Origin of the sequence: Mesorhizobium sp. M4A.F.Ca.ET.050.02.1.1 (assembly GCF_003997725.1) — a bacterium.
GTDB lineage: Bacteria > Pseudomonadota > Alphaproteobacteria > Rhizobiales > Rhizobiaceae > Mesorhizobium.
The window spans coordinates 18,296-32,799 of sequence record NZ_RZSG01000009.1; the positions used below are offsets into that span (position 1 = coordinate 18,296).

The following is a 14,504-nucleotide window of genomic DNA, read 5'->3' on the forward strand; positions in this document are numbered from 1 at the left end:
CGATGAGCAGATCCATCCCTTTATCGAACCGTATCGAGAATTGGCTGCCACGGCTGGTGCTGGCGCCCAGCCTCTTGGTTGTCCTGGTTGCGGTCTACTTGTTCATCTGCTGGACGGGTTGGATCTCGCTCTCATCTTCCATGATCGTGCCGAAATACGATTTCGTCGGCCTCAATCAGTATGTCCGCCTGTGGTCGACGCCGCGCTGGCACACGGCCGTGTTCAATCTCTTCGTCTTTTCAACACTCTTCCTGGCTCTGACCACGGGGCTCGGACTGCTGATGGCAATCCTTCTCGATCAGAAGATCCGGGTGGAAGGCACATTGCGGGCGATTTTTCTTTACCCGATGGCGCTGTCCTTCATCGTCACCGGCACCGCCTGGAAATGGATTCTCAATCCCGCCCTGGGCGTGCAGAAAGTGGTCAATGACCTTGGCTGGACCAGCTTTGTGTTTGACTGGATCGCACAGCCGACTTTCGCGATCTATTGCGTGGTGATTGCCGCAGTATGGCAATCGACCGGCTTCGCCATGGCGATCTTCCTGGCCGGACTGCGCGGCATCGACAATTCGGTCATCAAGGCCGCCCAGATCGAAGGTGCAAGCCTGCCGCTGATCTATCGGACAATCGTCGTGCCGATGCTGCGCCCGGCCTTCCTGAGCGTGATCGTTCTGCTCAGCTACATTGCGATCAAGAGCTTCGATCTCATTCTGGCGCTAACCAACACCGGCCCCGGCTCCGCCACCGAGATGCCTTCCACCTTCATGTACTCCGCCACCTTCCGGCGTGACCAGATGGGCGTTGGCGCAGCCAGCGCGATCATGATGCTGATGACCGTCGCCGCGATCATCGTTCCGTATCTCTATTCAGAGCTGAAGGGGTCCCGCGATGGCCAGTAATGCCGCGTCCTTGGCTAGCAATTCCACGCCCTTGGCCACGAAAGCCGCGTCCTTCCGTCGGCAGCATCGGATCGGTCGCGCCGTCATCTACGGCAGTCTGTTTTTCATGGCTGCGTTCTACCTGATGCCGCTATGGGTGATGATCACCACTTCGGTGAAACACCTTGATGAGATCTATGCCGGCTCCTTCATCGGCCTGCCGCAGCAAATCAGCTTCGACGCCTGGCGCACCGCCTGGTCGGAGGCTTGCAACGGAACGGCCTGCAAAGGGCTGAAACCCTATTTCATCAACTCGCTGCTGTTGACGATCCCGGCAGTGATCATGTCGACCGGCATCGGTGCGATCAACGGTTATGTCATCACCAAATGGCGGTTTCCTGGCTCCAACGTGATTTTCGGGCTGCTGTTGTTCGGTTGCTTCCTGCCTTTTCAGGCAGTGATTCTTCCCATGGCGCAAACGTTGGGGATCCTTGGTCTGGCAGGGTCTCTTCCGGGGCTCGTGCTGGTCCATACAGTCTACGGGATTGCGTTCACCACGCTGTTTTTCCGCAATTATTTCGTCAGCATTCCCGATGAACTCGTAAGAGCAGCGAAGATCGACGGTGCGGGGTTCATCAGGATCTTCGTATCGATCATGCTGCCGGCGGCGCTGCCAATCATCGTCGTGTCCTGTATCTGGCAGTTCACCCAGATCTGGAACGACTACCTGTTTGGGGCGTCATTCACCGCCGGCGAAAATGCACCCATCACCGTAGCCCTCAACAACATCGTCAACGTCTCGATGGGTCGCAAGGAATACAACGTCGACATGGCTGCCGCCATGATCGCCGCGCTTCCGACCCTCTTTGTCTACGTCGTCGCTGGACGATATTTCGTGCGCGGCCTTACCGCCGGCGCCGTGAAAGGCTGATGCTATGTCAACTCTCGAAATCGATCGTGCCCGTAAGCTCTATGGTGAACTCGAAGTCCTGAAGGAAGTCAGCATCTCCATCGGCACCGGTGACTTCCTCGTACTGCTGGGCCCATCGGGCTGCGGCAAGTCAACGCTGCTCAACATGATCGCGGGATTGGAAGAGATATCGGGCGGCGAGATCCGTATTGCTGGCAAGGTGGTCAACGATCTTTCCCCGAAAGACCGGGATATCGCGATGGTATTCCAGTCCTACGCGCTCTATCCCACGATGACCGTGCGCCAGAACATCGAGTTCGGCATGAAGATACGCAGAGTGTCGCAGGCCGAGCGCGACAAAGCCGTGAAGACCGCGGCCGATCTGCTCCAGATGACGCATCTTCTGGACAGGAAGCCCTCGCAGCTTTCCGGCGGCCAGCGCCAGCGCGTAGCGATGGGGCGCGCGATTGTGCGTCAACCGAAGCTGTTTTTGTTCGACGAACCTTTGTCCAACCTGGACGCCAAGTTGCGTGTCGACATGCGCACCGAGATCAAGCGCCTCCACGCACGACTGGGAACCACCATCGTATATGTCACCCACGACCAGATCGAGGCCATGACGCTCGCCACGCGCGTCGCAGTGATGAAGGATGGCGTGGTCCAGCACCTTGACGATCCGCAGTCGGTCTACGACCGGCCGGCGAACGTATATGTGGCCAAGTTCGTCGGGTCGCCATCGATGAACATCATTCCGGCGCGCCTTCAGGTGGAAGACGGCAGGCCCGTTGCGGTGATCGACATCCCGGGCGCGGCGACAGCCCGCCTCTCGGGCATTTCTTTATCTTCACAGGCGGCAGCCAAATACGCTGGGCGCAGTATTCTGGTGGGCATTCGTCCGGAGTTGTTCAGCGTCGCCGGCGAGCAAGCCTCGCAAGCGCTCACGGTAAACATCGATGTTGTCGAGCCCACGGGCCCCGATACGCTCGCCCTGTTCCAGGCAGGCGGGGTCGAGGTCACGGCCCGGGTGCCGCCAAGGGCCGTGGCAGCCCGCACTTCGGCGACCCTCGCGGTCGATACTGGCAAGATCGTGCTGTTCGATGCCGACAATGAGCAACGCATAGACTGAGGCATCGACGTGGATCAAACAGCTGATATCGTCATTATCGGGTCGGGCATAGGAGGCGCTTCCCTGGCCTACAGCTTGGCCGGCACCGGCAGGCGCATTGTGATTCTGGAACGTGGCGAGCACCTGCGCGACGCGCCCCAGGCGCGCGACGACCGGGCTATATTCCTCGAGGGCTTCTACCGTTCGACCGAAGAGTGGCTCGGCGACGATGGGCAGGCTTTCCTGCCTGGCAATTACTACTATGTCGGAGGCAATTCCAAATTCTTCGGCGCGGTCATGTACCGCTACAGGCTCGAGGATTTCTCGCCCCGGCCCCACATGGACGGCGCCTCACCTGGATGGCCGATCACCTACGAGGAGCTTGAGCCCTGGTATGAGCGAGCCGAGGCGATTTTCAAGGTGCGGGGTGACCCCTCGCAGGATCCCACCGAGCCGCCGCGCATCAGTCCTTACCGTTTTCCGCCGGTACCCGACGAGCCGGCCATAGCCGCCGTGCGCGCTCGCCTCAAGGAGGCGGGGATCCACCCATCCAGCCTTCCCCTGGCTATCGACATCAATGAGTGGCTTCGCCGCGCTAAGACCGGTTGGGATGCGTTTCCCAATACGGGTTTCGGCAAGATCGACGCCGAGGTTGGACCACTGACAGCCGCTTTGGATAGCAGCAACGTCAACCTCGTGACCGGGGCCAATGTCGTGCGGCTGGAAACCGATCCGACGGGTCGCAAGGTGACTGCGGCAGTTTTTTTGAAGGATGGTGTTGAGCGCCGGATTAGCGCTGGCATCTTCGCCGTTGCGGCCGGCGCGGTCCAGAGCGCGGCACTCTTGCTGCGCTCGGCGAATGCTGCGCATCCGCGTGGGCTGGCCAACGGCTCCGACCAACTCGGCCGCAACTTCATGAACCACAACACCACCGCAATGCTGGCGATCGACCCGCGGTCGGCCAATACGTCGGTTTACCAGAAGACCCTAGCATTCAACGATTTCTACAATGCCGATCCGGAGACCGGCTTCCCGCTTGGCAACGTACAATTGCTTGGTCATATCACAGGCAACATCCTCAAGGCGAACGCGCCCTTGCTGCCACGCTGGCTGGCGGGGCTCATAGCCCGCAATTGCTATGGCTGGTTCTTGACGAGCGAGGACCTGCCCAACCCAGAGAGCCGGGTCACAGTTCAGAATGACCGCATCGTCATGCATTGGGTCCGCAGCAACATGCGAGCGCACGAGCTGCTGATCCGCAGGACACGAGGCGTGATGCGAAGGGCGGGCTTCCCCATCGTTCTTACTCGAACCTTCGGCAGAAAGACGACCTCACACCAGTGCGGCACTGCCCGACTTGGAAACAGTCCGGAGACATCGGTTGTGTCGCCTGAGTGCCGCTCTCACGAAATCGAAAACCTCTATGTCACGGACGCCTCGATACTTCCCACTTCGGCGGCTGTTAACCCGGCACTGACCATCGCAGCGCTCGCCATAAAGGCTGGCGCGTCCATCAGCCGGTCGTGAGGGGGCAATCTCACGGTCTTGTCGGACACTCGGGTCTGCTTTCGTGACGCCAAGGGTTTTGTCTGAAGGAACTTTGCAATCATGTTTGCCGACCGCGTCGAATCGGATCTGATCGGTCCGCTGGATATCCCGGGCCACGTGCTCTACGGCGTGCACACCCGCCGGGCAGAGCAGAACTTCGATGTCTCGGGACTGCGGCTCAAGGATTTCCCCGAGCTCGTCCAGTCGATGGCGATGGTGAAAAAGGCCTCTTGTCTTGCAAACAGGGAGCTCGGACTCCTTTCCCCCGAAAAGGCTGAAGCCATCTCCAGTGCCTGCGACGAGATCATCGAGCTGAGGGGGATCGAAGAGAACTTCCCCGTCGACATGATGCAGGGAGGTGCCGGTACCTCGACAAACATGAATGTCAACGAGGTTGTGGCGAACCTGGCCCTGATCAAGCTCAGCGCCAAAGTTGGCGACTACGCAAAGCTGCACCCCAATGACGACGTCAACCTCTCCCAGTCGACAAACGATGTGTATCCGACCGCGATTCGTCTGACGGTGTTGCGGGCCTGCGAAGGGCTTGTTTCGTCGCAAACCAGCTTGCGCGATGCCTTTCGTGCCAAGGCGCTGCAGCACGCAGATGCGCTCAAGGTTGGTCGAACCCAGCTCCAAGATGCGGTGCCGATGACAGTGGGGCAAGAGTTCGGAGCCTTTGCCGAGCTCATCGACGAAGATATCGTCCAGCTTCAGTCGGCTTCGAGGTTGCTGCTTGAAATCAACCTCGGGGGCTCGGCGATCGGCACCTCCATCAATGTGCCCCGTGAGTTCCCCAGGGTTGTTTGCGGTCATCTCTCGCAGATATCGGGCATCCAGCTCGTTGCTGCCCGAAACTTTATCGAGGCAACTTCGGATACCGGCGGCTTCGTTTCCTTTTCGGGAATGCTGAAGCGCATCGCGGTCAAACTGACCAAGATCTGCAACGATTTGCGACTGCTTAGCAGCGGGCCGCTTGGCGGACTGGGCGAAATTCGATTGCCCCCCGTGCAGGCTGGCTCTTCGATCATGCCGGGCAAGATCAACCCGGTGATACCCGAGATGGTGAACCAACTCAGCTTCCAGGTCATCGGCAATGATCTTGCCGTGACCCTCGCCGCAAGCGCCGGGCAGCTCCAGTTGAATGCAATGGAGCCGGTGATCGTTTTGAACATCCTGCAATCCATGCGGCTGTTGACGAGAGGAATGCGGATCTTCAAAGAGCGCTGCGTGGACGGGATCGAAGTCGACGAGGATCGCTGCAAAGCCTTGTTGGACCAATCCCTTGCCTTGGCCACGCCGTTGGCGAAGCTCATCGGCTACAGCAAGGCTGCGGAACTGTCGAAGCGCGCTTTGGCAGGCAAGAGAAATTTGCGCCAGATCGTTGAAGAGGAGGGTGTTCTGCTCCCTGAACAGATCGAGCAAATCTTCGGCAACAGTGCCGAGTTCGCGGGTCTCTCGAACGCCGTCTCGGCTTGAAGCGCTGACCGGCCCCGCTGCGGTAACCGATAGAAGGCATAGGCCTGCGCCAGCACCTCGGGTGGCGGTCAGACGATCGTCGACCCTCTCGCTGTCTGTGTTGCCCGATGTTTCGGTGAGTGATATCGTTGTTTGGCAGGTGTAAGATACGGGTCGCTTCACCCGACTGTCGATTCGTATGCCCTGGGCACGGCGGGTAGCGGGAATGCTCACTGAACATCTCTGATTGAGCGCTTGCTGGCGGAGGCTCTGGCCAGTTTAGTTTGCTGGCGTCTGCCCATACGCCTCATACGGAGTTGGCTAGTTGACGGAACCATCGCAAAATCTGACCGAGAAAGTCCGTTTCGACGCGGTCGACCGGACTATGGCGATACTGCGCGTCCTGGAAAAGGCGGAAGGGCCACTGTCTTTATCGGCGATCGCAAGGGAGGTTGACCTCGGTAAACCAACGACGTTGCGATACCTGGCAAGCCTGGTCGGCCATGGGGTCATCGAGCGTGTGGACGGGAACGGCTACACGTTGGGTATCGATCTGTTCATGCTGGGACAGAAAGCCTTGCACCGTCGTGACATTCGCGCCGTGGCTCGCCCTTATTTGCAGAAATTATATGAGCATTTCAATGAAACCATCAACTTGGCGCTGCTTGTCCGCCAGGAAGTCGTCGTCGTGGACAGCATTGAGACAACGCAGATGCTTAGGCAGGGCGGGGCGGTTGGTTCCGTAAATCCCTGGCATGCATCATCGCTGTCCAAAAGCATATTGGCGTGGCTCGATCGCGACGAGGCCAACCGAATGCTGCAGCGATGCAGTTTTGACCGTTACACCCCGCGGACATTGACCAGCGCAGCCAAGGTTTTGGCCGAGTTGCCGGAGATCGTCGAACTGGGTTACGCTGTGGACAATGAGGAGGCAACCACGGGAAGCAGGTGTGTCGGGGCAGCGATATTCGATGCCTCCGGTCGCCCGATAGGAGCAATCAGCATCTCCGGTCCGACGACCCGCATTGTTGACGATGCGATTTCTTCCGTTGGGACTCATCTGCTCGAGGTTACTGGGCAACTGTCGCGAGCAATTGGGTTCGCCGGCAAAAGAGATGCCGGCTCTCGCACTTAAGGGTCGGACGCGATCGCGAGTGGAGTTGCGGACTTTGGCGAAGCGGGATCGTCTACCTCGACATAGGCCGTGGGACGACGACCCCGCCAGCAAAGTGGCTACCGCAGTCCGGCGACCCTGAGAGCATCCTCGATAGCCGCTTTGTCAGCTTGGCCAATCCGGTCCAGCGGACGGATGGGCGTCCCAACATCCCGACCAAGCAGGCAGATCGCATATTTTATGCGTGTGGGAAAATTGGTTGCCTGACTGACTTCTCGGCAGATCGGGCCAATGGCTTTGGTCAACTGCATAGCTTCTGCGATATTGCCATCTTTGAAAGCCTGATAGATTTCGACATTCTGCTTCGGCAATACGGCATGAATGCCACAGATCGAAGCCTCCGCACCCATCACATAGCCAGCAAGTGTGATCGGATCATAACCGGCGGCTACTGTCACATGATCGCCAACAGTCTGCACAAGCTCCCCTATGTTCTGGAACACACACTTTATAGCAATTACTTCAGGCACCCGAGCGATCCTCTTCAACAGATCGACGGAGTAATTGAAATGGTCGTAAAAAACTATTGGCAACCCAGATGCGGCGGCCACATCCGTGATAAAGGCGAGCGCCGACTCGTCGGTGATGCCATTGTATGTCGGTGGGCAAAGCAGCAACCCGGCGGCCCCCGCCAGTTGCGCAAGCTTAGCCCGATTAATGGCGTCCTTGGTCGTGTCTGGGATGATGCCGGCGATAACGCGCAGGTTGCTCTTGCTCGTCGCAGTTCGAATCAAAGACGCTAGTTCTTCAGCGCTCAGCTCGTTGCCGGATCCAGTACTTCCGCCAATGATGATCACCTTGATGCCGGATGCCTCCATGAACGAAAGTTCACGCTCAAAGCAATCGAGATCGATTGTCTCATCGCGGCTAAACGGCGTTACGATCGGTGTAATGACGCCTCGAACTTCTTCGCGCCTTAGTGCTTCAACCATTTTGCAGTTCCTGCTGAGAGGGATTGTTGTGAAACCGGTGGGATGTCGTGCCCCAGTGTCGATGATGCGCTCGGAGGTCGATGCATCAAGTGTTTCATTGAGCGAAACAGCATATCGACTATCGCAAAATCGCGTGACCGCCGAGCCCTTGTCAAGGGGAATTTAGATGAGTGGTCCTGGCGGAAAGTTCGAACTATCGCAGAAGCTGCCAATATCTGCATCACATCGCGTCAGTTTCTTACGGAGTGCGCAATTGCTGGCGTTGTTCCATTGTATGAACCTCTGTACCGGTGAGCGGAAAACTATGATGTAAGATCACCGGGGCGGCGCGGGGACACAGGTTCTAAGCGCCTGTACTCATCGCAATTCGAAGATAGTTGGGAGAGGAAATGCGTAGTCGGTCTTTGTTACTGGGCGCAGCCATGTGCAGCATGATTTCTGCGACAGCCCACGCTGAAAATAAGTCTATCGAGGTCATCCATCATTGGGTGTCTGACAGTGAGGTGGCTGCCGTAAACACGATCAAGCAAGAGCTGGAAAAGCGCGGCGTCGTCTGGAAGGACACCGCCATAGGCGGTGCAAACGGCGCGAACGCCGAGCAGTCGCTCCGGGCTCGCATCGTCGCCGGCAATCCGCCTGGTGCAATGCAGATGCTAGGCTACGACGCTGCGACCTGGGCTAAGGAAGGCGTTCTGAGGGACCTGACCGATTTGGAGACCGCGAGTGGCGGCGTTCAGTCGCTTCCGGCCGACTACAGGCGCCTGGCGGCTCCCGACGGCAAGTGGGTCGAGGTGCCGATCGATTTGCTTCGTTCAAACTGGATCTGGGCCAACAAAAAGGCGTTCGACACCGCAGGCGTTTCGGTTCCCAAGACCTGGGACGAACTCATTGCGTCAGGCGAGAAACTTCGCAAGGCTGGGATTATCCCTCTGGCAGCCAGTGACGAGCCATGGCAGATCGCCAAAATCTTCGACAGCCTGATCGTGGATTTGAATGGGCCGGAATTCTACACGCAAGTCGCGCTCAAGGTCGACGACAAGGCCATTCGCAGCCCCGAGATGGTCAAGGTGTTCGAAAAGCTGCGCCAGGTGAGAGGCCTTGTGGATGACAACTTCGTGGGCCGTGACTGGGCCGTGGCGACGGAGATGGTCGCGAGTGGCAAGGCCGGCATGCAGGTTATGGGCGATTGGGCAAAAGGCGAGTTCCTGGCCAAGGGTCTGAAGCCCGGTGTCGACTTCCTCTGTTTCCCGACCCCAACGTCGACGCCGAATTTCCTTTGGGCGATGGACTCGTTCAGCATGTTCCAAACCACCGATCCGAGCCTGCGGGCCGCGCAGGACGAACTGGTCAAGGTGCTTCTCGATCCGGAAGTGCAGATCAAGTTCAACCTGATCAAGGGATCCATTCCACCTCGGCTTGATGTCGACATGTCGAAGTTCGACGACTGCGCCAAACAGGCGGCTGTGGACCTCAAGGCCTCGATCGAGCACAAATCGTTCCTCGGCACTCTGTCCGGCGGGTATGCTGCCGAACCCCAGTTCGCCTCGATTTTCAAGGAAGTCGCCGCGAAGTTCTTCGTGTCGGACATGAGTGCGCAAGATGCGGTGACGCTTCTCGCGGACGAGATCAATAACGCACGGTAAGGACCACCCACGATGACCGGAAGGCTGTCGTTGGGCCTTCCGGCGGGCCTGCTGCCTGAGCGTCTATTGGCTCGGCAGATCCAGGAGACAAATAATTCCGATGATTGCGATAAAGCGATACCTTGCCGCCCAGTTGCCCAAGCTCGTGCTGGCGCCGAGCGGCATGGTTATCGTTGTAGCGATCTACGGTTTCATCGCCTGGACTGCCAGTGTCTCGCTCAGTTCATCCAAGGTGATGCCGATTTACGACTTTGTGGGTCTGGAGCAGTATGTCCGCCTTTGGTCGACGCCCAGATGGCACGTAGCCGTTGAGAACTTGTTTGTCTTCACCGCACTCTACCTTTCGATCGCCACCCTCTTTGGTCTCTTTATCGCCATTCTCCTCGATCAGCGCATCCGCGCCGAGGGCTTTCTGAGAACTGTCTTTTTGTATCCGATGGCGCTGTCCTTCATCGTTTCCGGCGTTGCCTGGAAGTGGGTACTGAACCCTGGCCTCGGCCTTCAGAAATTGGTTCGTGATTGGGGGTGGACCTCCTTCACCTTCGACTGGCTGGTGAATCCAAACTATGCTCTCTACACCGTTGTCATCGCCGCGGTATGGCAGTCGTCGGGCTTTGCGATGGCAATCTTTCTCGCCGGTCTCAGAGGCATCGACAACTCGATAATAAAAGCCGCTCAGATGGAGGGGGCTTCTCAGGCCCGTATCTATGTCAGCGTTGTCGTGCCGATGCTTCGCCCGGCGTTTCTCAGCGTGATCGTCTTGCTTGGGCAGATCGCTATCAAGACGTTCGACCTGACGTTCGCGCTGACGAATGGGGGGCCCGGCGGAGCGACGGAGATGCCGTCAATGTTCATGTTTTCGGCAACGTTCGAAAGGAACCAGATGGCGGTCGGCGCAGCCAGCGCAATGATGATGCTGGCCGCGGTGGTGGCGATCATGATCCCGTATCTCTACACCGAACTTCGGAAGCCCAGCAATGAGCACTAGAATGCGCAAGCTGGAGCGCTACGGCGGCAGGCTGTTTGTGTATGGGTGCCTGGCTGTCCTGGCCACCCTCTATCTGGTGCCGCTCTGGGTTATGTTGATCACATCCTTCAAGCCCCTGGACGAGATCTATTCCGGCTCGCTTATCGGGCTGCCGAAACAGATAACGTTTGAAGCTTGGTCAAAGGCCTGGAGCACGGCTTGCATCGGTACCAACTGTGTCGGGCTTTCACCGTTCTTTCTGAACTCGCTGATTATCACGATCCCTGCGGTCTTCGTGTCCACCGCAATCGGCGCAATCAACGGCTACACGCTGACGAAGTGGAAATTTCGCGGAGCGGATCTCTTTTTCGCCGTCATGTTGTTCGGCTGCTTTCTCCCGTTGCAGGCCGTGTTGCTGCCTATCGCGCGAGTGCTTGGAATGTTGCGGCTATCGGGGTCCACCGCCGGCCTCATACTGGTTCACTCGGTCTATGGAATCGCATTCACGACAATGTTTTTCAGAAACTATTTTGTCTCGTTCCCGGATGAACTGACCAAGGCGGCCTTGGTCGACGGCGCCGGCTTCTTCAGGATATTCTTTAGCATTGCCCTGCCTACGGCCATTCCTATCGCTGTCGTCTGCTGCATTTGGCAGTTCACGTCGATATGGAACGATTTCCTGTTCGGCGTGTCGTTTTCCGCCGGGGGAAGTTCGCCGATCACTGTCGCGTTGAACAACGTCGTGAACGTAACCCTGGGGCGCAAGCAATATAACGTGGACATGGCGGCGGCGCTGATAGCCGCGCTTCCCACGCTGATCGTCTATGTCCTGTCGGGACGATACTTCGTCCGGGGCCTGACGGCCGGCGCGGTCAAAGGATAATCGCGCCGCCAACGGCAAGCCGGCCGGTCTCTTCAAGAGCCAAGACGAACCCGGACATACATACACAGTTCGATGGGATCTCCAATGAAGCATTCGTTGCCGACTGCCTTTGTCCACGAGGTCGCAAAGGTGCTTGGCGACCGCTTCACGACCAACACGTCGCTGAGGCACCAGCACTGCGGCGGAGAGGGGTTCCACGCGGTGGAAGAACCGGACGCCGTCTGCTTTGCCGAGACCGAAGCGGAGGTCGCGGCGATCCTCGAGAACGCCAATGCCCACGGGGTGGCGGTCATTCCCTTCGGAGCCGGAACGTCGTTGGAAGGGCATTTGAGCGCCGTCCACGGCGGCGTCAGCCTGGACGTCAGCCGCATGAATCGAATACTTGCGGTGCATCCTGATGATCTCGACGTGGTCATTGAACCGGGCGTCACGCGACAGGCGCTGGATAGGCATCTGAAGGATCTGGGGTTGTTTTTCCCGGTGGATCCTGGTGCTGAGGCAACGATTGGCGGGATGGCGGCTACGCGTGAATGCCCACGGATGCTTGTGTACCGATTTCCCGACTGACCGAGTGTGTCGTGGAAACGAAGGCCGACATCGAAAAGGCTCCGTTCTTTGTGTGTCTGAACGGACATGCGGGAGACGGGAACTTCCACCTTGGTCTGGTGATCGATCCGGATAGCCAGGAAGAATACGAGATCGCTAGCGGCATCAGTTCCCGGTTGGCCTATCGCGCCTTGGCGATGGAAGGGACCTGCTCCGGGGAACATGGGATCGGATTGGGCAAACTCAGATACATGGAAGCCGAACACGGGCCTGCCCTGGATATCATGCGCGCTATAAAGGGTCTTTTTGACCCGAACAGCATCATGAACCCCGGGAAACTCATTCCACAATCTTCTGGCCGCGGCTAGCAAGATTTGGGAAAGACGGACCGGGTCTTTCGCAAGCTCTAAACAATATTGTGAGGGCAGGCACGGCTCAGGAGGGACCGGCGCCTGTACTTGCGCCCACGCGTCAGGCATCGTCGTGGACGGTGATGACAGCCTTGATCAGCCCAGCCTTCTCACGTGACCAGCGCGCAATGTCATGAGGGCTCTTGGCCAGAGTGGTCCGGTGGGTCACAAGCCTGGCAATCGGTATTTTGTCGTCCCGGATCGATGCCACGACCTGATCGAAATCGCTTCTGGTGGCGTTACGGGTGCCGATCAGCGTCATCTCGCGCTTGTGGAATTCTGGATCGGAAAAGGAGATCTCGTCCTTCACCACGCTGACCATGACGAGCGCGCCGCCATGCGCGACATAGCCAAAGGCGGATCGGATCGACGCACCGTTTCCGGTGGCGTCAAAGACGATATCGAAGGCCTCGCCGGCGGTGCGACTTCGCAGAAGCTCGGCGCTTGTCGCAATTGACCCGTCGACGACGGCGAAACCGAGGTCCCGTTCGACGAATTCCAGCCGATCGCGGTCGACATCGAGTATCGTGACCTCCTGGCCCGCAATCCTGGCGAAGAGAGCCGTGCCGAGGCCGATCGGCCCCGCGCCGATGACCAGGGCCCGCTTTCCCTTGCCTGGCATCGAGCGGCGAACGGCATGAGCGCCAATGGCGAGAAACTCGACGGCTGCGGCGTCGCCCAGCGAAAGCCCGCCGGTGGGATAGAGATTACCGGCAGGAACCAGGATCTGCTCGCACATGGCGCCATCGCGATGAACGCCAAGCACCTCGATGGCGACGCAGCAATTGGGCTTGTCCTGGCGACAGGCAATACAACGGCCGCACGACAGATAGGGGTTGACGATCACCGACTGGCCAGTTGCGACGCCGACGCCCTCACCGGCAGCCACGACCGTCCCGGAAAATTCGTGACCCATCACGCGAGGATAGGTCAAGAAGGGGTGCTTGCCTTCGAAGATGTGATAGTCGGTGCCGCAGATGCCAACATGGCTCACGCTCAGCAATGCCCACCCTGGCGGTGGCAATGCCGGCCAGGCCAGGTCCCTGAGAACCAGCTTGCCGGGTGCAAGACAAACGGCGGCTTTCATGGCGAGGATGCTCCTCGTGCAATTGGGCGTGCGCGGACCCCTGGGCAACGAATTCGGATTTCAGCGGTGCCGGGTGAACGGCCCGGCGGCAATCACAACCGCCGGGCGATCTTTTGACTATTCGAAGTCTTTGACGTTGGCGAGCGTCACCAGCCCCGCGCCGGTGTCAACATTTGCCTCCACCTTCTCGCTGTGTATCGCCCTGACCACGGTATCGATGCCGAGTTCACCCATCTTGGCCGGAAACTGGGCGACGCTGGCATCCTCCGCTCCAGATTTGATCGCCTCGATCTCACCGCAGCACGCATCGAAGCCGACTAGGATGAACTTGTCGTTGGCAATCCCGGCGTTGGCAATCGCCTTCGCCGCGCCGGGAATGGGCGGTCCGCAAGCGGCGTAGATGGCTTTCAGGTCGGGATTGGCGGTGAGAATGTCCTCGGCGACCGAGGTTCCGAGCTCGAGGGTACAGTTGGTCGCTCCCTTGCCGACGACCTCTACCTTGAGATCGCCCAGGCCCTGCATCATGCCGGTCACGCGATCGTCGAGCGCGGGCACGCCCGGCACGCCTTGCAGAATGCCGATCTTGTCTCCCGCCTTGAGAACCGTCTTGAGATATTCACCCGCGATCTTGCCGCCGTTCAGATTGTTGGTGGAGACAAGCGCGCTCGATCCCTTCCAGTTCGGTATGCCATTGTCGACCAGCACGACCTTGATGCCTGCTGCCACGGCCTTGTCGAGTGCAGGCGCCACCGTCGGATCGACGGGCGTGATGGCCAGACCCTTGATGCCTTGGGTAATCATCGATTCAATCAGCGAGATCTGACCTTCTATGTCGGTCGCCGATTGTCCCTGGCCGGTCACCAGCTCGACCTCGGGATGGGCCGCCGCATATTTCTTGGCGGCCTCCTCCATCGTTGAATAGAAGGGGACTGGGAATTTGGTGATCAGGCCGACCTTGATCTTGTC

Annotated in this window: 14 protein-coding genes; 11 read left to right on the plus strand and 3 right to left on the minus strand. The window is 58.7% G+C overall.

The annotated features are described in order from the left end of the window. The first annotated feature begins 2 nt into the window (after positions 1-2). From EOA33_RS01770 to EOA33_RS01795, 6 genes are all read left to right on the plus strand, one after another. Positions 3-899: a sugar ABC transporter permease gene (locus EOA33_RS01770; protein ID WP_127404800.1), complete on the plus strand. Its 897-nt coding sequence runs from the start codon at positions 3-5 to the stop codon at positions 897-899. Further along, complete coding sequence (locus EOA33_RS01775; RefSeq protein WP_245482196.1) at positions 889-1,809, plus strand: carbohydrate ABC transporter permease; 921 nt, start codon at positions 889-891, stop codon at positions 1,807-1,809. Before EOA33_RS01770 ends, EOA33_RS01775 begins: the two co-directional genes overlap by 11 nt. Before the next feature lie 4 nt (positions 1,810-1,813). Further along, the gene (ugpC, locus tag EOA33_RS01780; protein ID WP_127404801.1) at positions 1,814-2,914 is read left to right on the plus strand and encodes a sn-glycerol-3-phosphate ABC transporter ATP-binding protein UgpC; all 1,101 of its coding nucleotides are present in this window, start codon (positions 1,814-1,816) and stop codon (positions 2,912-2,914) included. 9 nt (positions 2,915-2,923) lie between these two features. Further along, positions 2,924-4,420, plus strand: coding sequence for a GMC family oxidoreductase (locus EOA33_RS01785; protein WP_127404802.1), 1,497 nt, complete (start codon positions 2,924-2,926; stop codon positions 4,418-4,420). Positions 4,421-4,501: 81 nt separating this feature from the next. After that, complete coding sequence (locus tag EOA33_RS01790; protein ID WP_127404803.1) at positions 4,502-5,917, plus strand: aspartate ammonia-lyase; 1,416 nt, start codon at positions 4,502-4,504, stop codon at positions 5,915-5,917. 304 nt (positions 5,918-6,221) lie between these two features. Next, on the plus strand, positions 6,222-7,031 hold the full coding sequence (locus EOA33_RS01795) for an IclR family transcriptional regulator (RefSeq protein ID WP_245482197.1): 810 nt from the start codon (positions 6,222-6,224) through the stop codon (positions 7,029-7,031). A gap of 98 nt (positions 7,032-7,129) precedes the next feature. Here EOA33_RS01795 and EOA33_RS01800 read toward each other — a convergent pair whose 3' ends face one another. Continuing rightward, positions 7,130-8,002, minus strand: a complete 873-nt coding sequence (locus tag EOA33_RS01800) for a dihydrodipicolinate synthase family protein (RefSeq protein WP_127404804.1) — start codon at positions 8,000-8,002, stop codon at positions 7,130-7,132. A gap of 422 nt (positions 8,003-8,424) precedes the next feature. Between EOA33_RS01800 and EOA33_RS01805 the strand changes: the two genes are divergently transcribed. From EOA33_RS01805 to EOA33_RS41455, 5 genes are all read left to right on the plus strand, one after another. Next, positions 8,425-9,645: an ABC transporter substrate-binding protein gene (locus EOA33_RS01805; RefSeq protein WP_127404805.1), complete on the plus strand. Its 1,221-nt coding sequence runs from the start codon at positions 8,425-8,427 to the stop codon at positions 9,643-9,645. Positions 9,646-9,745: 100 nt separating this feature from the next. Further along, complete coding sequence (locus EOA33_RS01810; protein WP_127404806.1) at positions 9,746-10,633, plus strand: sugar ABC transporter permease; 888 nt, start codon at positions 9,746-9,748, stop codon at positions 10,631-10,633. 1 nt (position 10,634) lies between these two features. Next, entirely contained in the window at positions 10,635-11,495 is an 861-nt protein-coding gene (locus EOA33_RS01815; protein WP_245482198.1) for a carbohydrate ABC transporter permease, read from the plus strand. 84 nt (positions 11,496-11,579) lie between these two features. Beyond that, a complete protein-coding gene (locus EOA33_RS41450; RefSeq protein ID WP_348628208.1) occupies positions 11,580-12,062 on the plus strand; it encodes an FAD-binding protein in 483 nt (160 codons plus the stop codon). A gap of 11 nt (positions 12,063-12,073) precedes the next feature. Next, positions 12,074-12,409: an FAD-linked oxidase C-terminal domain-containing protein gene (locus EOA33_RS41455; protein ID WP_348628209.1), complete on the plus strand. Its 336-nt coding sequence runs from the start codon at positions 12,074-12,076 to the stop codon at positions 12,407-12,409. A gap of 103 nt (positions 12,410-12,512) precedes the next feature. Here EOA33_RS41455 and EOA33_RS01825 read toward each other — a convergent pair whose 3' ends face one another. Beyond that, positions 12,513-13,538, minus strand: coding sequence for a zinc-binding alcohol dehydrogenase family protein (locus EOA33_RS01825; RefSeq protein ID WP_127404808.1), 1,026 nt, complete (start codon positions 13,536-13,538; stop codon positions 12,513-12,515). 117 nt (positions 13,539-13,655) lie between these two features. After that, on the minus strand, positions 13,656-14,504 hold an 849-nt coding region (locus tag EOA33_RS01830), incomplete at its 5' end, for a sugar ABC transporter substrate-binding protein (protein WP_145989055.1).

Coding starts and splice junctions, on each gene's coding strand:
- ugpC (WP_127404801.1), top strand. CDS start 1,814: ATGTCAACTCTCGAAATCGATCGTGCCCGTAAGCTCTATGGTGAACTC.
- EOA33_RS01825 (WP_127404808.1), bottom strand. CDS start 13,538: ATGAAAGCCGCCGTTTGTCTTGCACCCGGCAAGCTGGTTCTCAGGGAC.
- EOA33_RS01805 (WP_127404805.1), top strand. CDS start 8,425: ATGTGCAGCATGATTTCTGCGACAGCCCACGCTGAAAATAAGTCTATC.
- EOA33_RS01790 (WP_127404803.1), top strand. CDS start 4,502: ATGTTTGCCGACCGCGTCGAATCGGATCTGATCGGTCCGCTGGATATC.
- EOA33_RS01770 (WP_127404800.1), top strand. CDS start 3: ATGAGCAGATCCATCCCTTTATCGAACCGTATCGAGAATTGGCTGCCA.
- EOA33_RS41450 (WP_348628208.1), top strand. CDS start 11,580: ATGAAGCATTCGTTGCCGACTGCCTTTGTCCACGAGGTCGCAAAGGTG.
- EOA33_RS01815 (WP_245482198.1), top strand. CDS start 10,635: ATGCGCAAGCTGGAGCGCTACGGCGGCAGGCTGTTTGTGTATGGGTGC.
- EOA33_RS01775 (WP_245482196.1), top strand. CDS start 889: ATGGCCAGTAATGCCGCGTCCTTGGCTAGCAATTCCACGCCCTTGGCC.
- EOA33_RS01800 (WP_127404804.1), bottom strand. CDS start 8,002: ATGGTTGAAGCACTAAGGCGCGAAGAAGTTCGAGGCGTCATTACACCG.
- EOA33_RS01810 (WP_127404806.1), top strand. CDS start 9,746: ATGATTGCGATAAAGCGATACCTTGCCGCCCAGTTGCCCAAGCTCGTG.